Consider the following 26,224-nt stretch of genomic DNA (forward strand, 5'->3'; position numbering starts at 1 on the left):
AGCGAACTTCCAGCGCGCTACCAGCGAAGGACGGCGCTGCCCCACGTCATGCCCGAGCCGATGGCCATCATCGCGATGACATCCCCCCGCTGGAGCCTGCCGGCGCGGTGCGCCTCGTCCAGCGTCATGGGCAGCGAGGCCGACGACGTGTTGCCGTACTTGTGCAGGTTCAGCCAGCACTTGTCTCGCGGAATCTCCAGCCGCTCCAGCGTGGCGTCCAGGATGCGGGCGTTGGCCTGGTGCGCAATGACGTGGTCCACCTGCGCCGTCGTCAGCCCATTCGCCGCCAGCGCCTCCTGCGTGGAGTCCACGAGGGCGCGCACCGCGAACTTGAAGACCTCGCGCCCGTTCATGTGGAGCGTGTTCAACTTCTGACGAACGCCCTCCTCCGTCATGGGCGTGCGGGAGCCGCCCCCGGGGATGGTGAGGAGCTCCGCCATCTCCCCGTCCGTGTGCAGGTGCGTGGAGAGGATGCCGCGCCCGTCCTCGTCCGACGGCGACAGCACCATGGCGCCCGCCCCGTCCCCGAAGAGGACGCACGTGTTGCGGTCCTCCCAGTTCACCACGCGCGTGAGCATCTCCGCGCCGATGACGAGCGCGCGCCGTACCTGCCCCGAGCGCACGAATTGATCCGCCACGCTCATCGCGTACAGCGAGCCCGCGCACGCCGCGCCCACGTCGAAGGCGAAGGCCCGCCGCGCGCCCAGCTTCGCCTGCACGAAGGCCGCGCACGAGGGCATGGGCATGTCGGCGGTAATCGTGCCGACGACGATGAGGTCCAGCTCCTCGGGCTTCACACCCGCCATGTCCAGCGCGCGCCGCGAGGCCGCGACGGCCATGTCACTGGTGGCCTCGTCGGGCGCCGCCATCCGCCGCTCCTGGATGCCGGTGCGCTCGCGAATCCAGGTGTCCGAGGTGTCGACGCGCTGCTCCAGCTCCCGATTGGTGATGACCCGGGAGGGGGCGTAGGAGCCGGTTCCGATGATTTGCGTGCATGCCACGAGGGTTCTCCAGAGGGAGATTCGTCCGTCGGAACCCAACGCCCGGGGCACGCTCTCTAATCGGAAACGACCTCGTCTGTCGCTTTTTTTCCCTTCTGGTGGGTAGGAAGCCAGACACTGGCTCGCTCAATGCAACGCGTCAGCTCTTCCTGGAGGCCGCCCTCGGCCATGGCGAGTGCGGCGCCGAGTGCGTTGTAGAGTGCACGGGGCGTCGAGCGGCCGTGCGCGACGATGCCCACGCCTTGAATGCCCAGCAGTGGAGCGCCGCCGTACTCCGCGTAGTCCACTACGCGACGAAGTCCCGCCAGCGCGGGCTGGAGCAGGAGCGCGCCGAGCTTCTCCGGCAGGCCGCCCCGCTTCTCGATGGCCTGGCGCAAGAGGCCGATGACGCCCATTCCCACGCCCTCGGACGTCTTGAGGACGATGTTGCCGGTGAAGCCGTCGGTGACGACGACCTGCACGTCGCCGGAGAAGAGGTCCTTGCCCTCGACGTAGCCCACGAAGTCCAGGTCGGAGCGGCGCAGCAGCTCGCTGGCCTCGCGGGTGAGGGGCGTGCCCTTGGAGGCCTCCTCTCCGTTGGAGAGCACGCCCACGCGGGGCCGGGCCACGCCCAGGCGGGCGCGCACGTAGGCCTCCCCCATGACGGCGAACTGCGCGAGGTGCGACGGGCGGCAGTCCACGTTGGCGCCCGCGTCCAGCAGCAGGCAGCGCCCCCCGCCCTTGAGGGCCGGGAAGAGCGCGGCGATGGCCGGTCGCTCCACCCCGGGCAGCCGCCCCAGCGTCAGCAGTCCGCCCGCCATGACGGCGCCGGAGTTGCCCGCGGACACCAGCGCGTCCGCCCTGCCCTCACGCACCATTTCGAAGCCCACGCGCAGGGAGGAGTCGCGCTTCTTCCGGAAGGCGGCGGAGGCGTGGTCGTCCATCTCCACGACTTCGGAGGCGTGGTGGAACGAGAGGTTGGCCGGCGGCCGGCCCTTCGAGAGCAGCGGGGCCACCCGTGTCTGGTCGCCCACCAGGATGACGTGGTGGCCGGGGTGGGCCCTGGCGAAGAGGAGCGCTCCCTCCACCGGGGCGGCCGGAGCGTGATCGCCGCCCATGGCATCCAGCACCAGCCTCATGCCCGCCACCCGCGTGTGTGCCTGTGCGCCATAAGGGGTTCCCGGCCGCGCTGCTTCAATGGGGGGACGCGGCGGGCGCGCAGCACACCAGGAAGGCCCCAGGGGGGCAACGACTGGCTGCCCTGTCCGGCAGGGTCCCCTCCAGGGACGGCCATCCGTGTCAGAAGCCGGAGAAATGGGCCCGCCCGGCCGGGCGTTGTCACCGCGCCAGGGAGATGCCGCGTGTGGTATCCCCCCCGCGGGGACATCCGGCCGGTATCTCTGGAAGGTATCTCCGAGGTATATCGCTGGCGCATTGACTCGGGGGCGCCGAGCCGCTAGGGTCCGCCGCCTTCCGAAGCCGGACATGGAGTACGGGAGCCTTCGAGCAACCGCCTCCGACCGGTGTGGTTCAGAGAGTGTTGCGCAGGACGCCGGGGACCCCGGCACAGCGCTTGAGACATTTTGACTCAACCGGTCCGGCCGGCTCCAACCCCGGGTCGGCGTCGATATAGAGGTGAGCCGTGGGTGTCCCCAAGAAGCGTACTTCCAAGATGCGTCGCGACCGCCGCCGCGCGGCCAACAGCAACCTGCGCGTCGCCGTGCAGGTGACCAAGTGCCCCAACTGCAAGGAGCCGGTGATGCCTCACCGCGCCTGCAGCGCCTGCGGCCAGTACAAGGGCCGTGAAGTGGTTCCCCAGGCTCAGGGCTGAAGTCCCGCGCCAGGACGGCGCCTCACCGGCGCCGGAAGCAACAAGGGCCGCGCCTCCACTTCCGGAGGTCGCGGCCCTCGCTTTTTGAAGCTCGGCGCCCCTGCCCTCCAGCTCCGCGGGTCGACGTGCTCGCCCTTTCGGGCTCGAGGGGCCCCGCTCCACTCACGGAGCGCGGCCGGCCCCGGTTCAGCCTCAGTTGTTCAGCTTGATGTTCTTCAGCGGCGCCAGGCGTGGATCCACGGGCTTCGTCTCGCACGAGCACGTCGCCTCGTTGCGGTTGATGCCGCACTGGGGGCACAGGCCCTTGCAGTCCTCGCGGCAGACCGCGTTCATCGGCAGCGCCAGCAGGAGCTGCTCCCGGACGATGGGGTCCAGGTCGATGGTCTTCCCGTCGAACACCTCCTCGTCCGCGTCGTCCAGCTCGAAGGAGCCGCCCGACTCGTTGCCCTGGTTGCGCTCCTTCTTCTCCATGAGGGACTCGTCGTCCTTCAGGTAGTCGTCGCCGTGGACGAGCGACTCGGGCACCAGGTTGAGGGTGAAGGACACCGGCACCTTCAGCGTCACGTCCGTCAGGCAGCGCTTGCACTGGCTGGCGACATTCACGGTGAACTGGCCCTCCAGCAGCACGCCGCCGCTCACCTTCTTGAGCGAGGCCTTGAGGGTGGACGGGCCCGCCGCGCGGAAGCCGGTGTCCTCACCAGAGTCACCGCCGCCCAGCGCCTCGCCGAGCAGCTCGACACCGATGGGCTCGTTGAGCTGAAACCCCGTCTCCTTGATTTGTTCAATCTTTACGCGCATTTACGACTTCCAGGCAAAATGGGGCGGGCAACATAGAGGGCGGCCCCTCCCCGGTCAACACGCCCCTGTCCAACTCCGCCACGAAGATGTCACGCCACCGTCACCCCTGGTGGCGGCCCCTTCGTGGATCCTCCAAATAACGTTTTGATGGAGCCGATTTGATGCATGGGCGGGAAGGTGGTCGCGCGGGAGTTTTTCCCCTGGGGACACAGGCCCATGCAGGCCTCCCGAGGGGAATGCGTCCCCGCCGCCGCCCGGCCGCTCGCTCGCGGCTCGCTGGATACTTCGAGAGGATTCCATGACGCGCATCCTGATCATCGAGGACGAGCAGGACCTTGCCGGACTCGTTGAGTACAACCTCCGGGCCGCCGGCTTCGAGACGGACACGGCGAACACCGGCGCGGGCGGCCTGTCGCGGGCGCGCGCCCAGCCGCCGGACCTGGTGCTGCTGGACATGATGCTGCCGGACATCGCCGGCAGCGAGGTGCTGCGCATGCTCAAGGGCGACACCGAGCTGCGCAAGACGAACGTCATCATCGTCAGCGCGAAGGGCCAGGAGGCGGACCGCGTGCAGGGCCTGGAGCTGGGCGCGGACGACTACGTGGTGAAGCCCTTCTCCGTGCGCGAGCTGCTCCTGCGCGTCAAGGCGGTGCTGCGGCGCGGGGACGCGGAGGAAGGACCGGCGGCGGTGCTGACGTCCGGCGACATCGTCCTGGACACCGCGCGCCACCAGGTGCGCGTGAAGGGCGAGGAGGTGGTGCTCACCGCGCTGGAGTTCCGCCTGCTGCGCACGCTGCTGGAGCGCAGCGACCGCGTGCAGACGCGCGAGGTGCTCCTGTCCGACGTCTGGGGCATCCAGGCCGAAATCCACACCCGCACCGTGGACACGCACATCAAACGGCTGCGCGAGAAGCTGGGCCCCGCCGGGGACATCATCGAGACGGTGCGCGGCGTGGGCTACAAGCTCAGCCCGCCGTGAGGGAAGGACGCCGTCGCTCATGACCTTGCGCGCCATCCTCCTCCCGCTGCTGCTGCCGGCCCTCGTGGTGGCGGTGCTCGTCGCCGCGCTGGACACGCCGGCGAGCGCGCTGGCCGCGGCGCTCGTCACGCTGGCGGGCTCGCTGATGGCCCTGGGCGTCAGCCGGGGCGCGCTGCAGCGGCAGCTCGACACGCTGGCCCTCCACACGCGGGGCCGCGCGGAGGGCGCGCTCGCCACGCACCCGTCGGACCCGGATCAGCTCGAAGAGGTCGCCAACCTGGAGGGCGCCATCGACTCGCTCCATGCTCGGCTGTCGGCGCAGAACACGCGGCTCACGCAGGAGGCCCGGACCCTCACCGCCGTGCTGGACGGCATGGCCGAGGGCATCTGGGTGACGGACGCCGAGGGCACCGTGGTGCGCCACAACGACGCGCTCCGCGACATCCTCCAGCCCACCGGAGAGCTGGTGGGCCAGCGGCCCCTGGCGCTCTTGCGCAACGACGTGCTCCACGACGCCGTCATGCGCGCGTGTGGCGAGGGTACCTCCACGCGGCTCGAGCTGGAGTTGGAGGGCCTGTTCCCTCGCACGCTGTCCGTCCGGGTGACGCCGCTCGGAAGGGATTTGCCCGGCAGCGCCGCCGTCTTCCACGACATCACCGAGCTGCGGCGCCTGGAGAAGGTGCGCAAGGACTTCGTGGCCAACGTGTCGCACGAGCTGCGCACGCCGATTACCGCCATCCGCGGCTACGCGGAGACACTGCAGGGCGGCGCGCTCAACGACGCCAAGATGGCGCCGAAGATGGTGGAAATCATCCACCGCCAGTCCGAGCGACTGTCCGAGCTGGTGGAGGATTTGCTGGAGCTGTCCCGCCTGGAGTCGCGCGAGGTGCGCCTGCAGCTCACCGAGGTGCCCCTGGCCGAGGCCGCCGCCCGCGCCGCGGACACCGTGCGCCCCAAGGCCGAGGGCAAGTCGCAGCGGGTTTCACTTCACGTCCCGGCGGAGCTGCGGGCCCTGGGGGACACGCGCGCGGTGGAGCAGGTGCTGCTCAACCTGCTCGACAATGCGGTGAAGTACACGCCGGCCGGGGGGCGTGTGGACGTTTACGGTGCGTGTGAGGACGGCAGGTGCGTGGTGCGCGTGAAGGACACCGGGCTGGGAATCGAGCCCCGGCACCTGTCCCGCATCTTCGAGCGCTTCTACCGGGTGGACAAGGGTCGCAGCCGCGACATGGGCGGCACGGGCCTGGGGCTTTCCATCGTCAAGCACCTGCTGCAGGCCATGGATGGGGAGGTCAAGGTGGAGAGCCAGCCCAATGAGGGCAGCACCTTCACCATTTTTCTGCCCCAGGCCGCTCCCTCGAAGGCGGCGACGGGGTAGGATGGGGCGACCATGCGGGTCGCCATCCTCGCGGACATCCACGGCAATCTCCCCGCCTGCGAGGCCGTCCTCGAGGACATCACGCGCTCGGTGGCGCCGGACTACATCGTCGCGGCGGGAGACCTCGCGCTTCGCGGCGCGCACCCCCGCGAAACGGTAGAGCTCCTTTTCGACCGTTGTGACTCGGTGCTGATGGGAAACACCGACTGCTACCTCGCGGGCAACTACCTCGGGGGCGCGTACCGCGAGCGGGACCACTGGAAGACGGAGCTGCTGCGCTGGACGCGAGACCAGCTGGGTGGCTCGCTTCTGCAGCAGCTGGGTGCCCTGCCCTTCTCCGTGCGCTACACGCCGCGCAAGGGGCAGGACCTCTTCGTGTGCCACGCGAATCCCCGCAACCTCGAGGAGTCGCTGGACCCGACGCTGGACGACGTGGCGGTGCGCCGCTTCTTCAACCACCTGGACGCGGCCGCGTGCGCCTTCGGGCACCTGCACTTCCCCTACCGCCGCCGCGTGGGGCGGATGCTCATCGCCGACGTGGCCAGCGCGGGCATTCCCCGCGACGGGGATTTGCGGCCGGCCTACGGCGTCTTCACCTTCACGCCCAAGGGGTGGCGGGTGCAGATCCGCCGCGTGCGCTACCCGGTGCGCAAGGCCACGCAGGCCCTCACCGCGCGGCGCGTGCCCGGCGGGCCGCTGCTCATCCACAAGCTGGTGGAGGCGCGCTACCGCCACCACAACGCGCTGCTCGAGGCCGCGCGCCGTCACTCCGGGCTGCCGCCTCCGGGGCCCGTGCTCCGGCCGCCTCCGGGCGCCGTGGCGCGCAACCTGGCCGCGCCGCTGGATGGAGGGCCTCCGCCGGAAGTGGACCCCAGCTCGCTGCCCGCGGACATGGACGGCACCGTGACGGATGCCGCGCCGCTGCCGCTGGACGTGCTCAACGACATGGAGGGCTGAGCCTCCGGCCGTACTTGTTGCCGGCCGGAGGGACACGCCCCACGCCGAGCGTTGGCCATGTGCGCGCGGCTCGCGTCGATGAGCGAGTCATTCGCTCGCTGCGTCATCGCCCTCATGGACCTGTCCGGCATCAATGCCCGGGAAGGTCGCTGAACGTGTCTCTTGGCTCCCTGCGTCGTTGCCCTCACGGACGTGTCTGGCGTCAACGTCCGGTCAGATGGCGGCGCGGTTGTCGCCGTGCCGTTGCTTGCGCGCGGACGTGGGCGGTGTGATTCACCGCGCCCACCATGTCTCCCCGAGAGCTGCCCGTATTGTTGGTCCGCCATGCCGTGGCGGAGGACTCGCACGAGCTGGGTGATGAGGCCCGCGCCCTGACCTCTGAAGGCCGCGCGGCGTTCCGTCACCATGCGCGCCGGCTCGCGCGCCTCACGCCGCTGACAGGCATCGTCACCAGCCCGCTGGTGCGCGCGGTACAGACGGCGGAGTTGCTCTGTGAGGCCTTCGGCCTGTCCAGCGTGGAGGTGCACCCCGCGCTCGTGCCCGGAAAGGGCGCGCACAAGCGCATCCTCAAGCTGGCCCGTCAGTTGGGGCCGGGCTGGGCGCTCGTGGGCCACAATCCCTCGCTGGAGCGCGCGGCCGCCCTCGCGCTCGACGGAGAGGAATTGCCAGACAAGCTGCGCAAGGGCATGGCCCTGGCGCTGCGGCCTCTCTCCGACAAGGCCTTTACCCTCACATGGTGGGCCGCGCCGGGCAGGCCCGTGAGGCGCCCCGGCGACAGGCGCTGAGCGCGTTGCCGCCATGGGCGCGCAGCCCTTCGCGGCACCACGATGCCGCGACAACAAGCGTTGAGCGAGCTCCCGCGACGGGCGCTCAGCCCTCCGCCGCGCCCAGCACGAAGGACAGGACGAGCAGCGCCAGCACCGCGGTGGTAATCGCCACGTAACGCATGTCCCGCTGCTGCCGGAAGATGAGCAGCGACAGGGCCACGCGCATCACCGGCACCGCCATCATCACCAGCAGCCCGGACATGACGAAGGACTGCCCGCGCGCGGCCATGGCCCCGGCCACCACGTCCGACAGTCCGTGCGGCACCGGGTGCGGCGCGGTGAGCCGCTGCAGCGCCTCCGCCGACACGAGGTAGTCCGGGTGGCGGAGGAACGTCACCAGCGTGCCCAGCGTCACCAGCGACAGGCTCGCCAGCACGCCGTAGCGCAGCAAGTCGCTGATGAGCAACTCGGGGACGAGCGGTACCGCCTCCGTCTCCACCTCCGCCGCGGCGGCCACGGCCTCGTCTCTCGGCCCCGGTTCCGAACCCTCGCTCATGACGCCCACCCCTTGCGCAGCATCTCGTACGCGACCCACATCAGCACGAGGACGAACAGCCCGCGCAGCCAGGTGTTGTTCACCTTGGCCATCAGGTGCCGCGAGCCCAGCCATGCGCCCAGCGTGACGCCCACACACACCGGCCCGGCGATGAACGGGTCGATGTGGCCTCGCGCGAAGTACACGCCCGCGCTCGCCGCCGCCGTCACGCCAATCATGAAGTTGCTCGTGGCCGTGGACACCTTCAGCGGCAGCCGCATCGCCAAATCCATGGCGGGCACCTTCAGCGCCCCCGAGCCGATGCCCAGGAGCCCGCTCACCGTGCCCGCCACGTACATCAGCACCAGCCCCAAGAGCGGCCGGGTGACGCGGTAGGGAATCTCGCGTCCGGTGGCCTCGTCCCAGTAGCTGCCGTGCAGCGCCAGCTTGTCCGCCAGCGCGTCCGCGGGCACCGGCACCACGCCCTCCTGCCGCATCCGCCGCAGCATGGCCAGCGCCGAGTACCCCATGACGGCACCGAAGACGAGGTACACCACGCGCCCGCTCACGAGGCCGGACAGGTACGCGCCGGTGAGCGCGCCCGCCGTGGTGGCCAACTCCAGGAACATGGCCACGCGCATGTTGGCCATCCGGTCGCGCACGTACGCCGCCGCCGCGCCGCTCGACGTGGCGATGACGGAGACGATGGACGCACCCACCGCGTAGCGGATGTCCACCTTCAGCAACAACGTGAGGACGGGAATGAGGATGAGCCCGCCGCCGATGCCCAGCAGCGAGCCCAGCAATCCCGCTCCCACGGAGAAGCAGAGCACCACCAGCATGAAGAGGAAGGGAGTCATCGAAGCGCGGAGGGCATCCTTCCTCGCTCGCGCCCTTTCCTCAACAAGAGGACGGTGCTTCCCGCACCGTCCCCCTGCCTGCCTGCTCGCTTCTGTTCAGCGCCCGTTGGCGGCGGAGAGGTACACGGGTTTTCCGGACTCCGCCCGCGCGGGCGTCTCGTCATTCAGGTTCAGCGCGTGCGCGCCGTTGCCCAGCTCGCGCAGGAGCGCCTCTCCCACCAGCTCGTCCATGGGGACGAAGCGGCCCTGCACGGGGCGCCACGCGTGCACCTGCGCATGCGCGATGTCGAACCACCACCCGTGCAGCCGGATGGTGCCCGCCGCGAGCCGCTCCTTCACCAGCGGGTACGTCTTGATGTGCTCGAGCTGCTGCAGGACGTTGAGCTGCGAGAGCCTGTCGTACTCCGGCAGCCCCTCGCCCACCGGGCTCCCCGCGCGGAGGGAGCGCAGCGCGGGCTGCCCGTGCGCGAGCCAGTGGGCCAGGTTGGGCGTCTCCGGCCCCGCGCCTCCGGCCAGCACGGCCTTCATCGCGCCGCAGCTCGAGTGGCCGCACACGACGATGTCCTCCACCGGCAGGTTCTTCAGCGAGAACTCCAGCGCCGCGGGCTCGGACTGGTCTCCCGTGGAGTGCCCATCCGCGTCCGAGGGCGGCACGAGGTTGCCCACGTTGCGCACCACGAACAGGTCTCCCGGGTCCGTGGACACCAGGAGGTTGGGCACCACGCGGCTGTCCGCGCAGGCGATGAAGAGGCAGTCGGGGTACTGGCCCAGGGCCAGCTTCGCGAAGACGTCGCGGTACCCCGGACGGGCGTTGAGCTGGAAGTCCAACAGACCACGGATGAGCTTCTTCACTGGGCACCTCCAGAAACGAGATTGTGGGACGACACGCCCGCGGCCAGTCCGGAAGCGAGCGGCTTCCGGGCGCCCTTGCGGGTCCAGATTTCCTCGAGCGACTCGACGTAGACGGTGCCACCCGTCTTGCGGTGCGTGGCGCACCAGCTCTCCAGCGCCTCGTGGCCGGAGTGGTCCAGCGTCTCCAGCGCGAGGTCCAACTCCACCTTCGCGCCGGTCGGCACCTGGGCCAGCGCCGTGGACAGCTTGGGGACGCCCACGAAGGTGAGCGCGCCGGACACGCGCACCTGGTACACGTCCTCCTGCCTGCTCACGTCCACGTGCACGCTGCCCAGGCGCCACAACAGCCGCAGCATCGCCACCAGCAGGCCCAGGCCGATGCCCGCCAGCAGGTTGATGCCGACGACGCCCGCGACGGTGACGAGGTACACGGGCAGCTCGCCGCGGTGGTTCAGCTCGCGGATGTGGTCCACGTTCACGAGCTTCACGCCCACCACCACCAGCAGGCCCGCCAGCACCGTCAGCGGCACCAGGCCCGCGACGGCGCCCAGCATCGTGACGAAGAGCAGCAGCCACACGCCGTGCAGGAAGCCCGACACGCGCGTCTTCGCGCCCGCGCCGATGTTGGCCGCGCTGCGCACGATGACGCCGGAGATGGGCAGGCCGCCCGCGAGCCCGGACACCGTGTTCGCCAGGCCCTGCGCGAAGAGCTCACGGTCCAGGTTGGCCCGAGGCCCGGAGTGCATCTTGTCCGTGGCCACCGCGCACAGCAGCGACTCCGCGCTGGCCACCAGCGCCAGCGACAGCACCGCGGTGATGACCGCGCCCCAGTTGCCCTGCGGCAGCGACGGCAGCTGGAAGTTGCCCAGGAGGTTCTCCGGCAGCTGCACGCGCGCCACGTCCGCGCCCCACACCGCCGCCACCGCCGTGGCACCCACCACCGCCACCAGCGGCCCCGGCACGGCCTTGAGCTTCTTCGACGGGAGGAACTGCCACACGACGAGGATGCCAATCGTCAGCAGGCCCAGCAGCGTCGCGGGCCCGTGCAGGTCCGCCAGCTGCCCCGGCAGCTCCTTCACGTTCTGCCACGCGCTGGACTGCGGCGAGCCGCCCAGGACGATGTGCACCTGTCCCAGGACGATGAGGATGCCGATGCCCGCCAGCATGCCGTGGATGACGGCCGGGGAGATGGCCAGCGCCGCGCGCGCCACCTTCAGCCCGCCGAGAACCATCTGCAGAACGCCCGCCGCCGCGACGACGAAGAACGTCGTCGTCAGCCCGAGCTGTTGGATGAAACCGAAGACCATCACCGCCAGGCCGGCCGCCGGGCCACTCACCTGGAGCGGTGCGCCTCCGAACAGGCCCACCACCAACCCGCCGACGACGCCGGCAATCAGCCCGGAGATGATGGGCGCGCCGGACGCCAGCGCGATGCCCATACACAGGGGCAGGGCCACCAGGAACACCACCAGGGAGGCAGGCAGGTCCGTGCCCAGCGACTTCCACGCGGACGCTCCGCCCCCAGGACTCTTCAACTTCTCCATCACACCTCCACGAGAGGGCGCCTCGAATGGCGCGCGTTGAGCTCGTGGGGCTTCGCAACATGCGTGCCGACGCATTGTCCCCTCGCGTCAGAGGGGACAGGGACGCCAGGCGGTGGACGTGAATGAAAGCTTCTTGAAGTGGCCGCCCGGGGACTGAAAGGAACTTGAATCCTCGCCCTTCAGTCCTCGCCGAGCCGCTTGAGGAAGGTGGGATACGAGAGCCCGAGCGCCCGGGCGGCCTCCATCCGCTTGCCGTCGAGCTGGTCGAGGACGTGGCGGACGTAGAGGCGCTCCACCTCGTCCAGCGGGCGGGGCGGGCCCGGCACCATGAAGGCGTTCGGGTCCGGCGCGGCGGGCGAGGCGCCCTCACGCGGCTCCAGGGCCTGCAGCTCCAGGGCGGGGCCGGCCTCGAGCACCAGCGCGCGCTCCAGCACGTTGCGCAGCTCGCGCACGTTGCCCGGGAAGGGGTAGCGCTCCAGCCGCTTCACGGCCGCGGGCGCGAAGCCCACCGGCCTGCGCCCCAGCTCCGCGGACAGCTCCGCCACCAGCGACTCCGCCAGGGGCAGCACGTCCTCGCGCCGCTCGCGCAGCGAGGGAATGTCCACGCGGAAGACGCTCAGGCGGAAGTAGAGGTCCTCGCGGAAGCGCCCCGCCGCCACCTCGCGATTCAAGTCCCTGTTGGTGGCCGCCACCACGCGCGCGGTGCTGTGCAGCTCCGCGGTGCCGCCCAGGCGGCGGAAGGCCCCCTGGTCCAGGAAGGTGAGCAGCTTGGCCTGGAGCCCGAGCGGCAGCTCGCCCACCTCGTCGAGGAAGAGCACCCCGCCGTTGGCCACCTCCACCAGGCCGCGCCGGGCCGCGCGCGCGTCGGTGAAGGCGCCGCGCTCGTGGCCGAAGAGCTCGCTCTCCACCATCGTCTCCGGCAGCGCCGCGCAGTTGATGTGCACGAAGGGCCCCTGCCCTCCTCGCAGCGCATGCAGGTGACGCGCAATCACCTCCTTGCCCACGCCCGTCTCCCCCAGGAGCAGCACCGGGCTGCGCGGCGCGGTGGCAATCCGCTCCAGCATCTGCAGCGCGGCCACCATCGCCGGCGCGCGCGGACGCAGGAGCCGGTGCCGCCCCTCCAGCTCGCTCTCCGCCTGCCGCAGCCGCTCGTGGAGTTGCAGGTCCGCGGCGGCACGGCGCGCGCGCAGCACCAGGTCATCCAGCTCCACCGGCTTGGACAGGTAGTCGCGCGCGCCCGCCTTGATGGCCTCCACCGCGCTCGCGATGTCGCCGTGCGCCGTCACCAGCAGCACCGCCGTGTCCGGGAACTGCGTGCGCAGCTCGGGGAGGAAGCTGATGCCGTCCCCGTCGGGCAGGCGCCGGTCCAGCACCACCACGTCCGGCGCCTCGCGAGCGAGCGACGCGCGGGCGTCGTGCAGCGAGTGGGCCGTCGTCACGCGAAAGCCCTCCTGGCGCAGCACGGACGCGGCCAGCGCCGCGAAGGTCCGGTCGTCGTCCACCAGCAGCAGATGGGTACTCATTCGGCACGCTCCAGGGGCAGCCGGAGGATGAAGCGGCTGCCCTGCGGACGACGGAGATACGTCAGGCTCCCCCCGTGAGCTTCCACGGAGGCCCGGGCCATGGGCAACCCCAGGCCGATTCCCTTGGCCCGCCCCGTGGCGAAGGGCTCCCACAGCCGCGGCTCCAGGTTCGGGTCCACGCCGCCCGCGTTGTCCTCCACCACCAGCACGCCCATCGTGCCGTCCCGCGTCAGGCTCACCGACACCCACGGCTCGGACCGCAACCCCGTGTCACGCGCCACCGCGCCCGCCTCCACCGCGTTGCGCACCAGGTTGTCGATGGCGGACACCAGCAGCGCCGCGTCTCCCTGCACCCACAGCCCGTTCTCCAGTGACGTCTTCAACTCCACCGCCTCCGACTCCGGCAACATGCGCACCGCCTGCAGCGCGTCCTCCACCAGGAGATTCAGCTCACAGCCGCGGCGCTGCGCCGCGCGCGGCGAGCCGAAGGACAACAGCGAGCGTGCCAGGTGCCCCAGTCGCTCGATTTGCGAGCGCAGCGCGCGCACGGGCAGCTCGCCGCCGGCCGGCGTGTGCCGCAGCACGGACAGCGCGGCCTGGATGCCGTTGAGCGCGTTCTTCACCTCGTGCGCGATGAGCGCCGCCGCCGTGCCCAGCGCGGCCATCGTCTCCTGCCGCCGCAGCCGCTCCTCGGCCGCCAGCAGCGAGCGGTAGGAGCGGCGCAGGAGCAGGATGAGCAGCACCAGCGTGCTGCTGACCAGCGCGATGTGGAAGGCGAGCTGCCGGAGCAGCCGCGCTCGCAGGCCGGCCGTGGCCGTCTCCTCCTCCAGCACCACCAGCAAGAGCCCGCTGCGCCCCACCCACGCCGCCGCGCCCACCACCCGGGTGCCGAAGAGGTCCAGCGGCGCGGGGCCATTCGCGAGGGCTCGCAGCCGCTCCGCGCTCTCCTCCACGTCCACGCCGCGCGAGGAGGGCAGGAGGAACCGCCCGCTCCCGTTCATCAGCAACTGGGTGGTACCGGCGGAGGTTCGCGTGGGCAGGGCCCCGGCCCGCACCTCGCCCACGAGCACGCCGCGCAGCCGGCCGTCCGTCACCATGGGCACCGCGACGACGAGCGGACCGCCCTCGCCTTCCAGCAGGTCGATTTCCGGAACGTGCCGCTCCGCCAGCCGGTGGAACCAGGAGCGGTTCGTCACCGGCGAGCTCCCCAGGGACATGCCGGGCGGGTCGCTCCATAGCCGCTGCCCATCCGGGCCGAGCAGCGCCACGCCCTCGGAGAAGAGGGACGAGTGGTAGAAGGCGCTGTCCAGCAGCGCCTGCTCCGCGGGCGAGGTGCCGTCCTCCGGGCGCAGCGCGGGGTGTCCCGAGACGCGGGCCAGCTCCGCCTCCAGCACGCCCAGGTGGACGCTGAGCGCGTCCGCCTGCACCCGGGCCGTGGTCGACAGGTAGGCCAGCAGCTCCTCGCGCGCGTTGCGCACATCCTCGAGGTAGCCGAGCACGGGGGTCGTCAGCGCCACCAGCCCCACCAGGGCCAGCCCGAGCAGCGCGGAGCGGCCGCCCCGCTGCTGCGCATGGGCCAGCTCTCCCGGGGTGGGCGTCAGGGTGGGGACGGGCGGCGACGACGGAAGCGGTGACGGCGGCGAGGTGGGCTCCATGGGCGGGTGCCGGAGTATCTACACGGCCCCGGCGGCCCCTTCATGCCTCATCGCCTCCGGGACCTCACGAAGTTGTTGCCGATGCGTCACGCGCGGGAAAACCGGACTGCGCACAGTTGGGACCCGCCATGTCCCACGTCCTCATCGTCGACGACGAACGCGACCTCGCTGAGCTGATTGACTTCAACCTGCGCGGCGCCGGTTTCACAACCCACCTGGCCGTCACCGGCGAGGCCGCGCTGGCCGCGGCACGCGAGCGGCCACCCGAGCTGGTGCTGCTGGACCTCATGCTCCCGGACATGTCGGGCATCGACGTGTGCCGCCACCTGCGGGCCAGCGCGCAGTCGCGCGGCGTGCTCATCGTCATGCTCACCGCCAAGGGCGAGGAGCAGGACCGCATCCGCGGCTTCGAGGCCGGCGCGGACGACTACGTGGTGAAGCCCTTCAGCGTCCGGGAGCTGGTGCTGCGCCTCAAAGCCATCCTCCGGCGCGGCGGCCCGCCGCAGGAGCGCTCGGCCCCCCTGGTGCTCGGCGCCCTCAAGCTCGACGTGGGAGCCCATCGCTTCTACGTGGACAGCAGGGAGGTGCAGCTCACCGCGCTGGAGTTCCGCCTGCTCGAGCACCTGATGACCCGCCTGGGCCGCGTCCAGACGCGCGAGCACCTGCTCGAGGAGGTCTGGGGCCTGTCCTCCTCGCTGGAGACGCGCACCATCGACACCCACGTCATGCGCCTGCGCGACAAGCTCGGCCCCGCGCGAGCCCTCCTGGAGACGGTGCGCGGTGTCGGCTACCGCATCATCGACCCGTCCAGCGCCTGACCCTCGCCTTCGATTCGCCCTTCACCGTCACGCACTTGTGACAAGCGGGCCGTCAAAAGGCCACAGAGGCCCCGTAGATCGGCGCGCGTCGTACCCAACCGGAGCCCCCCTCCTATATGCGCAATCATCTCGTTGCAGTCTTCACCCTGACCTCCAGCATGGCCCTGGCCCAGGCGGCCGAGCCCCAGCCGCAGCCCGGCACTGGTGACGCGACGACGCCCGCCGCCGAGGCGACCACGACGCCCGAGACGCCGGCGGAGCCGACCGCCGAAGAGCGGATGACCAACGCCGAGGGGAAGATTGCCTCCCTCGAAGAGCAGAACGTCGAGACGAAGAACGACCTGTCCTTCCTGAAGAAGCTGAAGATTTCGGGCTACGTCCAGGCCCGCTACCAGTACCAGGAGCCCCTCGACGACACCGGCACGGGCGGCTTCAGCAAGTTCACCGTGCGCCGCGGCCGCATCAAGACGACGTACACCACGGACTGGGCGCAGCTCATGCTGCAGATTGACGCCGCGTCCGAGGCCGGCGTGACGCTGCGCGACGCCGAGGCCACGCTCTACTTCCCCGGCACGAAGCAGACGATGGGCTTCACCCTGGGCCAGATGAAGTGGCCCTTCGGCTACGAGGCGGTGCAGTCCTCCAGCGACCGCGAGATGCCCGAGCGCAGCCGCGTGATTCGCGCCTTCCTCCCCGACGAGCGCGACCGCGGCGCCAAGCTCTTCGGCAAGTTCCTCAAGAACCGCATCAACGTCAACGTCGGCGTCTACGACGGCAACGGCATCTTCAACCAGGGCTCCGTCGGCCTCGACAACGACAAGGAGAAGGACATCATCGGCCGCGCCGGCTTCGACCTGAAGTGGCTGTCCGGCGGCATCTCCGGCTGGCACGGCCTCTCGCTGGGCCGCCGCCCCACGGACACCTACCGCGTCGCGTATGACCGCAACCGCGTCGGTCTCGACGCGCAGCTCTACCTGGACGTGTTGCCCTTCGGCGCCACCGCCATCAAGGGCGAGTACATCAACGGCAAGACGTACTCGAAGAGCTCCGGCCAGAACAAGGTGGAGCAGCTCGGCGTGCCGGCCAGCGGCTGGTACGGCCTGCTCGTGCAGAACGTGGGCCTGCACGACGCCGTCGCCGTCCGCTACGACTACTTCGACCCCGAGAACGGCCGTCCCAACGTCGAGAGCGACGGCAAGCCCGGCTCCAACAACGCCGTGGGCACGCTCGACGTCGCCCTGCTCCACTACTTCTCGGAGAACCTCAAGGCCACGCTCTCCTACGAGCTCCCGATGACGGCCGCCCCCGGCCCCTCCGAGGACCCGAAGGACAACCTCCTCACCTTCCAGCTCCAGGCCCGCTACTAGCCGCGCGTTTCCAACCGCATTCCGGAGAGAACCCTCATGAAGACCTTTTTCAAGTCGCTCGTCGCCGCGTGCTTGCTGGCGCTGCCCATGGCCGCCCAGGCCGGCACCCTCACCGTCAAGGGCTCGGACACCATGGTCATCCTCGCCCAGCGCTGGGCAGAGGACTACATGAAGAAGACGCCCGCCACGAAGGTGCAGGTCACGGGCGGCGGCTCGGGCACCGGCCTGGCCGCGCTGCAGAACGGCACCACCGACATCGCCATGTCCAGCCGAGAGATGAAGGACGCGGAGAGCGAGAAGCTGCGCACCCGCTACAACACCTCCGGCGTGGAAATCGCCGTGGCCAAGGACGGCGTCACCTTCTACGTCAACGAGTCCAACCCGGTGAACGCCCTGACGATGGAGCAGCTCAAGGGCATCTACCTGGGTGACATCACCAACTGGAAGGAAGTCGGCGGCCCGGACGCGCCCATCGTCGTCTACTCGCGCGAGAACTCCTCCGGCACCTACGTGTTCGTGAAGGACAACGTCCTCGGCGGTGAGGACTACACCTCCGCCGCCCAGACGCTGCCCGGCACCGCCGCGGTGGTGAACGCCGTCGCCAAGGAGAAGAACGGCATCGGCTACGGCGGCGCCGCGTACGCCAAGGGCATCAAGGAGCTGAAGATCAAGACCCGCGGCGGCGAGGTGGCCCCCTCCGCGGAGAACATCAAGGCCGGCAAGTACCCGCTGTCGCGCGACCTGTACTTCTACCTGCGCAACAAGCCCTCCGGCGAGGTGAAGGCCTTCATCGACTTCGCGCTGTCCGCCGAGGGCCAGGCCATCGTCACGAAGGTCGGCTACTTCCCCGTGAAGTAATACCGGGTAACCGGACCGTCACATGATTGTCACGCGAGGCCCTGGCACACATGGATAGACAGGTGGTCATGCAGCAGGGTCTCGCGGAGTCGTCCATGGCAGCAGTGCCGCGCCTGTCACCGGCCGCGCGGCGGCGGCAGCTGAAGGAGAAGGCCATCGCGGGCTTCATCACGCTGATGGCCTTCACCGGCATCGCCGCCCTCGTCCTCATCATCATCTTCGTGGCGAAGGAAGCGCTGGCCCTCTTCCTGGAGGAAGAGGCCCGCCACGAGGCCAGCCTCTCCAAGATGTTCCTGCCGCAGGTCGTGCGACAGGGGAAGCCGCCGGCCTTCGTGTGGCAGCCGGTGTCGGGCGTCCCCAAGGTCAGCATGATTCCGCTGTTCATCGGGACGCTGAAGACCACGCTCGTCTCCATGGTGGTGGCCGTGCCCGTGGGTGTCTTCGGCGCGATGTACGCCGCCGAGTTCGCCCCCCGCCGCCTGCGGGAGCTGCTCAAGCCCGTCATCGAACTGCTCGCCGGCATCCCCTCCGTGGTGCTCGGCTTCTTCGCGCTGATGGTGATGGCCACCGTGCTGCAGGACACCTTCGGCCTGCACACGCGGCTCAACGCGCTGGTGGCCGGCATCGGCCTCGCGCTGGCCATCGTCCCCGTCATCTTCACCGTGGCCGAGGACTCGCTCACCGCGGTGCCTCGCAGCTACCGCGAGGCGTCCCTCGCGCTGGGCGCCACGCCGTGGGAGACCGCCTGGAAGGTGGTGCTCCCCGCGGCGGCCCCCGGCATCCTCGCCGCGTGCGTCCTGGGCTTCGGCCGCGCCATCGGCGAGACGATGATTGTCCTCATGGCCTCCGGCAACGCGGCCATCGTCTCCGCCAGCCTGGGTGACTCGGCACGCTCGCTGTCGGCCACCATCGCCGCTGAGATGGGCGAGGTGGTGGTGGGCAGCCCCCACTACTCGCTCCTCTTCTTCATCGGCGTGCAGCTCTTCCTCTTCACCTTCGTCCTCAACATGCTCGCGTCCACCTGGACGAAGAGGGTCATCAAGCGGCTGACCGGGAGCGCGTCGTGACGTACAGCTCCCGCCGCGCCGTCGGCCTCGCCCTCACCACCCTCACCGGTCTGGCCGCCTTCCTGATGGTGGCCATGCTGGTCATCATCCTCCTGGACGTGGTCGCCAACGGCGCCAGCCACGTCACGTGGACCTTCCTCACGCAGCCGCCCAGCGAGGGCATGATGGGCGGCGGCATCTTCCCCGCCATCGTCGGCACCGCGGCGCTCACGCTGCTGATGACGCTGGCGGTGATGCCCGTGGGCGTGCTCACCGCGGTGTACCTGCACGAGTATGCCCCGCCGGGCTCGCTGCTCGCGCGCTGGGTGCGCGTGGCCATCGTCAACCTGGCCGGCGTGCCCTCCATCGTCTTCGGCCTCTTCGGCCTGGGCTTCTTCATCCTCTTCGTCGGCCGCGGAATGGACCGCATGCTGGGCTACGAGGAGATGCACTGGGCGCAGCCGGGCATCCTCTGGGCCTCGCTGACCCTGGCGGTGCTGACGCTGCCGGTGGTCATCGTCTCCACGGAGGAGGCGCTGCGCGCCGTGCCGCTGGACCACCGCACCGCGAGCCTCGCGCTGGGGGCCACCCAATCCCAGACGCTGGTGCGGGTGGTGTTGCCGGGCGCGCTGCCGGGCATCCTCACCGGCGCGGTGCTGGCCATCTCCCGCGGCGCGGGCGAGGTGGCACCCATCCTCTTCACGGGCGCGGCCTACTTCCTTCCGGATCTGCCAAGTCACCTCAACTCGCAGTTCATGCACCTGGGCTATCACACGTACGTGCTGGCCACGCAGTCACCGGACGTGGAGGCCACCCGTCCGTTGCTGTATGCGACGGTGCTGGTGCTGCTCATGCTCACCTTCGCCCTCAACCTCGTCGCGGTCATCATCCGGACGCGCACGCGCCGCAAGGCCGCCGGCGCCCACTGAGACGGTACGCCTTCCATGTCCCTCCAGTCCCAGAACCCGCGCGCGAAGATGGAAGCGCGGGAGCTCTCGCTCCGCTACGGCACCAAGACGGCCATCAACAAGGTCTCCCTGGCCATCCTCGAGCGGCGGGTGACGGCCCTCATCGGCCCCTCCGGCTGCGGCAAGTCCACCTTCCTGCGCTCGCTCAACCGGATGAACGACCTCATCCCCGGCACCAACCACACGGGGCACATCCTGCTGGATGACACGGACATCCATGACCGCAGCGTGGATGTGGTGGACCTGCGCCGCCGCGTGGGCATGGTCTTCCAGAAGTCCAATCCCTTCCCCAAGAGCATCTTCGAGAACGTCGCCTACGGCCTGCGCGTGGCCGGCATGAAGGACAAGGCGGAGTTGGCGGCGCGGGTGGAGAAGTCCCTGCGCGGCGCGGCCCTCTGGGACGAGGTGAAGGACCGCCTCAACGAGAGCGCCCTCGGCATGTCCGGCGGCCAGCAGCAGCGCCTGTGCATCGCCCGCGCCATGGCCGTGGAGCCCGAGGTGCTGCTGATGGACGAGCCCGCCAGCGCGTTGGACCCCATCGCCACCGCGAAAATCGAGGAGCTCATCCACGAGCTGAAGGCGCAGTACACCATCGCCATCGTCACCCACAACATGCAGCAGGCCGCGCGCGTGTCGGACCGGACGGCTTTCTTCTACATGGGCGAGCTGGTGGAATGCGGGGACACGGAGCAGATCTTCACCAACCCTCGTGAGAAGCGCACCGAGGACTACGTCACCGGGAAGTTCGGGTGAGCGCGCGAGCAGAAGAAGGGACACGGCAGATGGCGGCGACCCACACGGACAAGGCCTTCGAGCAGGACCTGCGAGACCTGCGCGAGAAGCTCCTCGCGATGGGGGCCAAGGTGGAGAACCTCATCGCGCAGAGCGTGAAGGCCCTCACCGAGCGCGACAGCGCGCTCGCGGAGAAGGTCGTCGCCGCGGACAAGGACGTCAACCGCCTGGAGGTGGAGATTGACGAGCTGTGCCGCCGCATCCTCGCCCTGCGCCAGCCGGCCGCGAGTGATTTGCGCCTCATCACCACCGCGCTCAAAATCGTGACGGACCTCGAGCGCATCGGTGACCTGGCCGTCAACATCGCCGAGCGCTCCATGGACCTGAACCAGGTCCCGCCGCTCGCGCCCTACGTGGACACGCCGCGCCTGGCGGAGCTGGCGCAGCAGCAGGTGAAGAAGGCCCTGGATGCCTTCGTGTCCGGCGACGTGACGAAGGCGGAGGAGGTGCTCCAGGGTGACGATTTGCTGGACGCCCTCTTCCTCAAGATTTTCAACGAGCTCCTCGCGTACATGATGGAGGACTCGAAGAACATCCGCCGGGCCACGGCGCTCATGTTCATCGCCAAGCACCTGGAGCGCATCGGTGACCACGCGATGAACGTGGCGGAGATGGTGGTCTACATGGTGCGCGGCAAGGACATCCGCCACCCGCGCAGCCGCAATCTCAGCGACTAGGGGGTGTCCCTAAACGAGGGAAGGTGTACTGCGACCGGGGGAGGCTGTCCTGCCCTCGGCCGGCTGGTGGCAGGTGGGGTTGCACTTGAGCGGAGCCGTTGCCTACCCCAGTGGATGCACCGACATGAGCTCACCGACAAGGAATGGGAGCGCATCCAGCCGCTCTTGCCTCCCCGGCGGGGACGGCACTCGCTCAAGGGCGAGCGCCTGTTCGTCAGCGCCGTGTATTGGCTCACCCGGACCGGTTGTCCCTGGCGAGACCTGCCACGTCGATATGGCAAGTGGAAGTCCGTGTACAACCGCTTCAACAATTGGTCGAAGCGGGGCGTGTGGGAGCGGCTCTTCAAAGAAGTGCAGGTGGAGTCGAATCCGCCCGTGCCTCGCGAGGAAGCGTCCATTCTCGATGGCACCACCGTCCGGGCACACCTGGACGCCGCGGGAGGAAAAGGGGGGCCCAACACAACGCTCTGGGACGCTCTCGAGGAGGTTTTTCGACCAAGGTCCATGCCCTCGTCGACGTCCGAGGACGGCCACGCCACATCGAGCTGACGCCGGGCCAGCGGCACGAGATGACCAAGGCCGACGACCTGCTGGTGCACGCGGTGGGCGAGGCATGCATCGCCGACAGCGGATACGATGCGGACTGGTTCCGCGCCCTGCTCAAGTTCTTCGGCATGAAGGCCGTCATCGCCTCCAAGCCGGAGCGCCCCAGAGCCTTTCCGAAGGACCGGAAGCTCTACGCCCTTCGTTATCTGGTCGAGAGGTTCTTCCATGGACTCAAGCGCTTCCGCCGCCTGGCAACGCGATATGAGAAGACGGCCCGTAACTACCTTGCCCTCATCCACATCGCCTGCACTCGGATGTGGCTCAATTAGGGACACCCCCTAGCCGGGCGGCTTCACCGGGGCGTCACACCGATTTGCCCCGGCCGCCGCGAGCGCTTCGCGGGTCTGACGCGAGCCGCCTCTAGCGTTTCCCCAGGTCGCGCAATCACTGCGCGCCGACTTCGGGGACTGCCCGCGAATGCTGCTCGCCTCCGGCCTCTTGCTACTCGCCGCCTGCTTCGGCCTCACCGCGCTCGTCATCCAATTCGCCCTCGTCCTGTGCCACCGGCGCGACACGCCGCGCGTGCTGCCCGAGGGCGCGCCCCGCCCCGGCATCTCCATCCTCAAGCCGCTGTGCGGCGTGGATGATGACCTGGAGGCGAACCTGGAGCAGTTCGCCCGGCTCGAGTACGCGGGGCCGTACGAGGTGGTGCTGGGCGTGAAGGACGCGCGCGACGCGGCCTTCTGCGTGGCCCGCGCGGCGGTGGCGCGGTGGCCGGGCCTCTTCCGTCTGGAATTGCAGGAGGGCGAGCCGGGGCTGAACCCCAAGGTGAATCAGCTCATCACCCTGGCGGACCGGGCGCGGTACGGTGTGCTGGTCATCAGCGACAGCAACACGCGCGTGGCGCCGGGCTACCTGGAGGAGATGGCCGCGGCCTTCGCGGACCCGAGCGTGGGCTGCGTGACGCACCCGGTGGCGGGCCTCGGTGAGAAGACGTTCGGCTCGCTGCTGGACAACCTCTACCTCGCGGCCAGCGCGGCGGCGGGGATGATTGCCGCCAAGCGCTTCGCGGACCAGGACATCGTCGTGGGCAAGTCCATGGCGCTGCGCCGCGAGGACGTGGACGCGCTGGGCGGCTTCTTCTCCGTGAAGGACGTGCTGGCGGAGGACTACGTCATCGGCCAGTGGGTGACGCGCAAGCTGGGCAAGCGCGTGGTGGTGGCGCGCACGCCGGTGTTCAACGTGTCGCTGCGCAAGAGCGTGAATGCCTTCTTCCAGCGCTACCTGCGCTGGAGCGTCATCCACCGCACCGCGGTGGCCCCGTCCACGTACCTGGCCCAGTCGCTGCTCAACCCGGCGCCGCTGGCCGTGTTGGGCGCGCTGCTCTCCCCCTCCCCCACGTCGGGCATGGTGGCCACGGCGGTGGTGCTGGGCAAGGTGGCGGTGGACCTGGCCACGTGCCGCGCCCTGCGCGAGGACGCACTGTCGTGGGACGCGGTGCCGGGCGTGCTCGTCAAGGACGCGCTCCTCTTCGCCGCGTGGTGGCACGGTGTCTTCTTCCGCACGGTGGACTGGCGCGGCACGAGGCTCCGCGTGGGCCCCGGCACCCGGCTGTTGGCGCGGCGCGCCACTCCCGCGTCTGTTCCCGAGCACACGCTTCACGCGAGCGAGGAGTTGCTGGCGGGCGAAGTCGCGAGCTGACGCGCTCCTGTTGCGCAGCACTTGCACTGGATTCACCACAAGGCCCTGATGCCGCCGCGAGGAATGCCTATCTCAAGGGCATGCCTGTCCGAACGCTGGCCCATCTGTCGGATCTCCACCTGGACCTGACCCCGGAGAGCGATGCGGCGGGACGCGCGCTCGTCGGAGCGATTCAGGCCTCCGGTGTGGACCACGTGGTGGTGACGGGGGACCTGACGCACCAGGGGATGAGCGCGGAGTACCAACGCTTCCGCGAGCTCTTCGCGCCGCTGCTCGACACCGGCCGCCTCACCTTCATCCCTGGCAACCATGACCGCCCCGGCGACGACGCGGGTGCGCGGTGGATGGAGGGCCAGAAGGTGCGCGTGGTGGAGCAGCCGGGGCTGTACTTTGTCTGTGTGGACTCCACCGGGCCCCACAACCGCAACTACTTCGCGAGCCACGGTGAATTGACGCGCGCCGAATTGGACGCGGTGGACGCGGCCCTCGCGAAGGCGCCACGCAAGACACTGACGGCGGTGCTGGTACACCACCATGTGCTGCCCCTGCCCGAGGAGAGCTTCCCGGAGCGGCTGGCCACGCTGCTGGGCTGGCCCCACGCGGCGGAGCTCCCCGTGGGCGCGGAGTGGGTGACGCGGCTCCAGGGACGGTGTGATTTGGTGCTGCACGGCCACCGCCACGTGCCCGGCGAGCATGTGCTGGAGCAGGACGGCGCCCGGCCGCTGCGCATCTACAACGCGGGCAGCTCCACGGACCTGGGACGCTTCCGCGTGTTCCGTCACAAGGTGGGCCGGCTGCTCGGCGAGCCTGCGTGGTGCCGGGCCATGCTGTCGGAGCGCCCACGCACGGCGGGCCACAACGTGCGCCCCGCGCTGCAGTACCTCGTCGGGCAGATTGGCATGGCGCTGTTCTGACGCCCGCACGCCCGCCCCTCCGGCAAGCGCCATTTCAGCGCTCGGTGTGAATGATGGACGCATTCAGCGGCGTTCATCTCCTGTCGGGAGGATGATTGGCGCGACTTGCAACGGACGAAGGCGCACGCAGGGTCCTCGTCGTCGATGACGACGCGGACTGGAGAGAGTTTCTCCGGCTCAGCCTGGAGGACCTCGGCTACGAGGCCACCGAGGCCGCGGATGGGCAGGAGGCACTGGACACGCTGAAGCGGGGGGACCGCTATGGCGTCATGCTGCTCGACTTGAACATGCCCGGCATGAGCGGGCTGGAGGTCGTGGAGCGGCTGCCGCGCAACCATCCGCGCATCGTGTTCCTCACCTCGGCGGCGGCCCAGGACGTGGGCAACGCCCTGCTGTCCGGGCCACACTACTACCTGCCGAAAGGCGCGAGCCGGGACCAACTGTCGCTCCTCTTGCAATCACTTGGAGAGTGAGCAGCCAGTCCGCGGCGGTTAGGGTAGTGGGCCCCTGAGAGGAGGGCCACCATCGTCACCGAGCTCGTCATCATCCTGCTGCTGGTCCTGGGCAACGGCATCTTCGCCGGGGCCGAGCTGGCGGTGCTCTCCATGCGGCGCACGCGGCTGCGGGAGCTGATGGACGAAGGCAGCGGCTCGGCGAAGGCCGTGGAGAAGCTGCGGGGAGACCCGGAGCGCTTCCTCGCCACGGTGCAGATTGGCATCACCGTCATCGGCGCCACCGCGGCGGCCTTCGGCGGCGCGAGCATGGCCACCCGCCTGGCCGGCGTGCTGGCGAAGCTGGGCCTTCCGGAGCAGCAGGCGGACGACGTGGCCCTGGCGGTGGTGGTGGCCTTCGTCTCGTACCTGTCCCTGGTGCTGGGCGAGCTGGTGCCCAAGTCGCTCGCCCTGCGCGCGGGCGAGCGCTACGCGTTGCTCATCGGCCGGCCCCTGTATGGGCTGTCGTGGCTGATGCGGCCGGTGGTGTGGTTCCTCACGGCCAGCTCCAACGTGGTGCTGCGCCTCTTCGGAGACCGGACGAACTTCACGGAAGGACGGCTGTCCGCGGAGGAGCTCCAGCAGTTGGTGGAGGAGGCCGCGAAGCACGGCACGTTGGACCCTCGCGCGGGCGAGATTGCGTCGCGGGCCTTCGAGATGGGCGACCTGACCCTGGGTGAGCTGATGGTGCCGCGCGAGGACATCGTCGCCCTGCGCCGTCACGCGAGCGCGGAGGAGATCCGCCAGGTGCTGCTGGAGCACGGCCACTCGCGCATGCCGGTGTACGAGGACACGGTAGACAACATCGTGGGCTACGTCATCGCGAAGGATTTGCTCGGCGTGGCGTGGGAGGGGAACCTCATCGTCCTCGAGGACGTGATGCGGCCGGCCTTCTTCCTCGTGGAGACCATGCGCGCCATGGACGCGCTGAAGGAGTTGCAGAAGCGGCGCATGCAGCTCGCGGTGGTGGTGGACGAGCGCGGCGGCGTGGCGGGCCTCGTGACGGTGGAGGACCTGGTGGAGGAGCTCGTCGGGGACATCCTCAGCGAGACGGAGACGCCGGAGGAGCTGGTGACGCGCGAGGGGCCCACGGCGGCGCTGGTGCAGGCCTCGGCGGCGCTGCGCGACGTCAACCGCGCGCTGGGGCTGGAGCTGGACGAGGACCAGGACTACTCGACGGTGGCGGGGCTGTGCATCGCGCTCTCGGGAGGCGCCATTCCCGAGCCGGGCACGCGGCTCCAGGCGGAGGGCGGGCTGGTGCTGGAGGTGCTGGATTCGTCACCGCGCCGCGTGCGCACCGTGCGCTTCCACCTGCCGCAGCCTCCGGAGCATGCGGAGGCGTGAGCGGCACGGGGACGTGGAAATGACAGAGGGCCGGAGCCCTGTG

Annotated in this window: 25 protein-coding genes and 1 pseudogene; 17 read left to right on the top strand and 9 right to left on the bottom strand. The window is 69.9% G+C overall.

Annotation, left to right across the window (positions count from 1 at the left end):
- Nucleotides 1-17: 17 nt before the first annotated feature.
- A complete protein-coding gene (locus tag ACVTJA_RS34650) occupies nucleotides 18-1,001 on the bottom strand; it encodes a beta-ketoacyl-ACP synthase III (protein WP_465826054.1) in 984 nt (327 codons plus the stop codon).
- 56 nt (nucleotides 1,002-1,057) lie between these two features.
- Nucleotides 1,058-2,119: a phosphate acyltransferase PlsX gene (gene plsX / locus ACVTJA_RS34655; protein ID WP_465826056.1), complete on the bottom strand. Its 1,062-nt coding sequence runs from the start codon at nucleotides 2,117-2,119 to the stop codon at nucleotides 1,058-1,060.
- Nucleotides 2,120-2,622: 503 nt separating this feature from the next.
- Here plsX and rpmF point away from each other — a divergent pair.
- The gene (rpmF, locus tag ACVTJA_RS34660; RefSeq protein WP_206726476.1) at nucleotides 2,623-2,811 is read left to right on the top strand and encodes a 50S ribosomal protein L32; all 189 of its coding nucleotides are present in this window, start codon (nucleotides 2,623-2,625) and stop codon (nucleotides 2,809-2,811) included.
- 192 nt (nucleotides 2,812-3,003) lie between these two features.
- Here rpmF and ACVTJA_RS34665 read toward each other — a convergent pair whose 3' ends face one another.
- Nucleotides 3,004-3,609 (bottom strand): YceD family protein, encoded by a 606-nt coding sequence (locus ACVTJA_RS34665; RefSeq protein WP_465826059.1) that lies wholly within the window; start codon nucleotides 3,607-3,609, stop codon nucleotides 3,004-3,006.
- A gap of 298 nt (nucleotides 3,610-3,907) precedes the next feature.
- Here ACVTJA_RS34665 and ACVTJA_RS34670 point away from each other — a divergent pair, with 298 nt between their 5' ends.
- From ACVTJA_RS34670 to ACVTJA_RS34685, 4 genes are all read left to right on the top strand, one after another.
- Nucleotides 3,908-4,588 carry a response regulator gene (locus ACVTJA_RS34670; RefSeq protein ID WP_465826062.1) on the top strand — a complete coding sequence of 227 codons (681 nt, stop codon included), beginning with the start codon at nucleotides 3,908-3,910 and terminating at the stop codon, nucleotides 4,586-4,588.
- A gap of 19 nt (nucleotides 4,589-4,607) precedes the next feature.
- Entirely contained in the window at nucleotides 4,608-5,966 is a 1,359-nt protein-coding gene (locus ACVTJA_RS34675) for a sensor histidine kinase (protein ID WP_465826065.1), read from the top strand.
- 12 nt (nucleotides 5,967-5,978) lie between these two features.
- Nucleotides 5,979-6,923: a metallophosphoesterase family protein gene (locus tag ACVTJA_RS34680; RefSeq protein WP_465826067.1), complete on the top strand. Its 945-nt coding sequence runs from the start codon at nucleotides 5,979-5,981 to the stop codon at nucleotides 6,921-6,923.
- Nucleotides 6,924-7,210: 287 nt separating this feature from the next.
- Nucleotides 7,211-7,708 carry a SixA phosphatase family protein gene (locus ACVTJA_RS34685; RefSeq protein ID WP_465826069.1) on the top strand — a complete coding sequence of 166 codons (498 nt, stop codon included), beginning with the start codon at nucleotides 7,211-7,213 and terminating at the stop codon, nucleotides 7,706-7,708.
- An 85-nt stretch (nucleotides 7,709-7,793) separates the two neighbouring features.
- Here the strand turns inward: ACVTJA_RS34685 and ACVTJA_RS34690 are convergent, their stop codons facing one another.
- The 6 genes from ACVTJA_RS34690 to ACVTJA_RS34715 form a co-directional block, all read right to left on the bottom strand.
- The gene (locus ACVTJA_RS34690; RefSeq protein WP_465826071.1) at nucleotides 7,794-8,246 is read right to left on the bottom strand and encodes a DUF1634 domain-containing protein; all 453 of its coding nucleotides are present in this window, start codon (nucleotides 8,244-8,246) and stop codon (nucleotides 7,794-7,796) included.
- Nucleotides 8,243-9,085, bottom strand: coding sequence for a sulfite exporter TauE/SafE family protein (locus ACVTJA_RS34695; protein WP_465826073.1), 843 nt, complete (start codon nucleotides 9,083-9,085; stop codon nucleotides 8,243-8,245). The genes ACVTJA_RS34690 and ACVTJA_RS34695 overlap by 4 nt, the downstream gene beginning before the upstream one ends.
- A gap of 96 nt (nucleotides 9,086-9,181) precedes the next feature.
- A complete protein-coding gene (locus tag ACVTJA_RS34700; RefSeq protein ID WP_465826075.1) occupies nucleotides 9,182-9,937 on the bottom strand; it encodes a carbonic anhydrase in 756 nt (251 codons plus the stop codon).
- A complete protein-coding gene (locus tag ACVTJA_RS34705; protein WP_465826077.1) occupies nucleotides 9,934-11,481 on the bottom strand; it encodes a SulP family inorganic anion transporter in 1,548 nt (515 codons plus the stop codon). Before ACVTJA_RS34705 ends, ACVTJA_RS34700 begins: the two co-directional genes overlap by 4 nt.
- Nucleotides 11,482-11,660: 179 nt before the next feature.
- Nucleotides 11,661-13,004, bottom strand: a complete 1,344-nt coding sequence (locus ACVTJA_RS34710; RefSeq protein ID WP_465826079.1) for a sigma-54-dependent transcriptional regulator — start codon at nucleotides 13,002-13,004, stop codon at nucleotides 11,661-11,663.
- Complete coding sequence (locus ACVTJA_RS34715; protein WP_465826081.1) at nucleotides 13,001-14,659, bottom strand: sensor histidine kinase; 1,659 nt, start codon at nucleotides 14,657-14,659, stop codon at nucleotides 13,001-13,003. The genes ACVTJA_RS34710 and ACVTJA_RS34715 overlap by 4 nt, the downstream gene beginning before the upstream one ends.
- 128 nt (nucleotides 14,660-14,787) lie before the next feature.
- Between ACVTJA_RS34715 and ACVTJA_RS34720 the strand changes: the two genes are divergently transcribed.
- The 12 genes and pseudogenes from ACVTJA_RS34720 to ACVTJA_RS34775 all read left to right on the top strand — a co-directional run bounded on the left by ACVTJA_RS34720 (nucleotide 14,788) and on the right by ACVTJA_RS34775 (nucleotide 26,181).
- Complete coding sequence (locus ACVTJA_RS34720) at nucleotides 14,788-15,477, top strand: response regulator (protein ID WP_465826083.1); 690 nt, start codon at nucleotides 14,788-14,790, stop codon at nucleotides 15,475-15,477.
- 116 nt (nucleotides 15,478-15,593) lie between these two features.
- Nucleotides 15,594-16,844 carry a porin gene (locus ACVTJA_RS34725; RefSeq protein ID WP_465826085.1) on the top strand — a complete coding sequence of 417 codons (1,251 nt, stop codon included), beginning with the start codon at nucleotides 15,594-15,596 and terminating at the stop codon, nucleotides 16,842-16,844.
- A gap of 36 nt (nucleotides 16,845-16,880) precedes the next feature.
- Nucleotides 16,881-17,702: a phosphate ABC transporter substrate-binding protein gene (locus tag ACVTJA_RS34730; protein ID WP_465826087.1), complete on the top strand. Its 822-nt coding sequence runs from the start codon at nucleotides 16,881-16,883 to the stop codon at nucleotides 17,700-17,702.
- Nucleotides 17,703-17,770: 68 nt separating this feature from the next.
- Nucleotides 17,771-18,769: a phosphate ABC transporter permease subunit PstC gene (pstC, locus tag ACVTJA_RS34735; RefSeq protein ID WP_465840585.1), complete on the top strand. Its 999-nt coding sequence runs from the start codon at nucleotides 17,771-17,773 to the stop codon at nucleotides 18,767-18,769.
- Nucleotides 18,766-19,677 carry a phosphate ABC transporter permease PstA gene (gene pstA / locus ACVTJA_RS34740; RefSeq protein WP_465826089.1) on the top strand — a complete coding sequence of 304 codons (912 nt, stop codon included), beginning with the start codon at nucleotides 18,766-18,768 and terminating at the stop codon, nucleotides 19,675-19,677. The genes pstC and pstA overlap by 4 nt, the downstream gene beginning before the upstream one ends.
- A 48-nt stretch (nucleotides 19,678-19,725) precedes the next feature.
- Entirely contained in the window at nucleotides 19,726-20,469 is a 744-nt protein-coding gene (pstB, locus tag ACVTJA_RS34745) for a phosphate ABC transporter ATP-binding protein PstB (RefSeq protein WP_465840587.1), read from the top strand.
- Between the two features lie 29 nt (nucleotides 20,470-20,498).
- Nucleotides 20,499-21,185: a phosphate signaling complex protein PhoU gene (phoU, locus tag ACVTJA_RS34750; protein WP_465826091.1), complete on the top strand. Its 687-nt coding sequence runs from the start codon at nucleotides 20,499-20,501 to the stop codon at nucleotides 21,183-21,185.
- Nucleotides 21,186-21,299: 114 nt separating this feature from the next.
- A pseudogene (locus ACVTJA_RS34755) lies at nucleotides 21,300-22,060 on the top strand (IS5 family transposase).
- Between the two features lie 148 nt (nucleotides 22,061-22,208).
- Entirely contained in the window at nucleotides 22,209-23,432 is a 1,224-nt protein-coding gene (locus ACVTJA_RS34760; RefSeq protein ID WP_465826095.1) for a ceramide glucosyltransferase, read from the top strand.
- A gap of 80 nt (nucleotides 23,433-23,512) precedes the next feature.
- A complete protein-coding gene (locus ACVTJA_RS34765; RefSeq protein WP_465826097.1) occupies nucleotides 23,513-24,346 on the top strand; it encodes a metallophosphoesterase family protein in 834 nt (277 codons plus the stop codon).
- 95 nt (nucleotides 24,347-24,441) lie between these two features.
- On the top strand, nucleotides 24,442-24,819 hold the full coding sequence (locus ACVTJA_RS34770) for a response regulator (RefSeq protein WP_465826101.1): 378 nt from the start codon (nucleotides 24,442-24,444) through the stop codon (nucleotides 24,817-24,819).
- Nucleotides 24,820-24,897: 78 nt separating this feature from the next.
- Nucleotides 24,898-26,181, top strand: coding sequence for a hemolysin family protein (locus ACVTJA_RS34775; protein ID WP_465840589.1), 1,284 nt, complete (start codon nucleotides 24,898-24,900; stop codon nucleotides 26,179-26,181).
- Nucleotides 26,182-26,224: the final 43 nt, after the last annotated feature.

This window comes from Pyxidicoccus sp. M6, assembly GCF_055568925.1.

Bases quoted from the DNA above. Each gene is read 5' to 3' on its own strand.
- plsX (WP_465826056.1), bottom strand. From the start codon at position 2,119: ATGAGGCTGGTGCTGGATGCCATGGGCGGCGATCACGCTCCGGCCGCC.
- ACVTJA_RS34665 (WP_465826059.1), bottom strand. From the start codon at position 3,609: ATGCGCGTAAAGATTGAACAAATCAAGGAGACGGGGTTTCAGCTCAAC.
- ACVTJA_RS34670 (WP_465826062.1), top strand. From the start codon at position 3,908: ATGACGCGCATCCTGATCATCGAGGACGAGCAGGACCTTGCCGGACTC.
- ACVTJA_RS34675 (WP_465826065.1), top strand. From the start codon at position 4,608: ATGACCTTGCGCGCCATCCTCCTCCCGCTGCTGCTGCCGGCCCTCGTG.
- ACVTJA_RS34680 (WP_465826067.1), top strand. From the start codon at position 5,979: ATGCGGGTCGCCATCCTCGCGGACATCCACGGCAATCTCCCCGCCTGC.
- ACVTJA_RS34685 (WP_465826069.1), top strand. From the start codon at position 7,211: ATGTCTCCCCGAGAGCTGCCCGTATTGTTGGTCCGCCATGCCGTGGCG.
- ACVTJA_RS34690 (WP_465826071.1), bottom strand. From the start codon at position 8,246: ATGAGCGAGGGTTCGGAACCGGGGCCGAGAGACGAGGCCGTGGCCGCC.
- ACVTJA_RS34695 (WP_465826073.1), bottom strand. From the start codon at position 9,085: ATGACTCCCTTCCTCTTCATGCTGGTGGTGCTCTGCTTCTCCGTGGGA.
- ACVTJA_RS34705 (WP_465826077.1), bottom strand. From the start codon at position 11,481: ATGGAGAAGTTGAAGAGTCCTGGGGGCGGAGCGTCCGCGTGGAAGTCG.
- ACVTJA_RS34710 (WP_465826079.1), bottom strand. From the start codon at position 13,004: ATGAGTACCCATCTGCTGCTGGTGGACGACGACCGGACCTTCGCGGCG.
- ACVTJA_RS34715 (WP_465826081.1), bottom strand. From the start codon at position 14,659: ATGGAGCCCACCTCGCCGCCGTCACCGCTTCCGTCGTCGCCGCCCGTC.
- ACVTJA_RS34720 (WP_465826083.1), top strand. From the start codon at position 14,788: ATGTCCCACGTCCTCATCGTCGACGACGAACGCGACCTCGCTGAGCTG.
- ACVTJA_RS34725 (WP_465826085.1), top strand. From the start codon at position 15,594: ATGCGCAATCATCTCGTTGCAGTCTTCACCCTGACCTCCAGCATGGCC.
- ACVTJA_RS34730 (WP_465826087.1), top strand. From the start codon at position 16,881: ATGAAGACCTTTTTCAAGTCGCTCGTCGCCGCGTGCTTGCTGGCGCTG.
- pstC (WP_465840585.1), top strand. From the start codon at position 17,771: ATGCAGCAGGGTCTCGCGGAGTCGTCCATGGCAGCAGTGCCGCGCCTG.
- pstB (WP_465840587.1), top strand. From the start codon at position 19,726: ATGGAAGCGCGGGAGCTCTCGCTCCGCTACGGCACCAAGACGGCCATC.
- phoU (WP_465826091.1), top strand. From the start codon at position 20,499: ATGGCGGCGACCCACACGGACAAGGCCTTCGAGCAGGACCTGCGAGAC.
- ACVTJA_RS34760 (WP_465826095.1), top strand. From the start codon at position 22,209: ATGCTGCTCGCCTCCGGCCTCTTGCTACTCGCCGCCTGCTTCGGCCTC.
- ACVTJA_RS34765 (WP_465826097.1), top strand. From the start codon at position 23,513: ATGCCTGTCCGAACGCTGGCCCATCTGTCGGATCTCCACCTGGACCTG.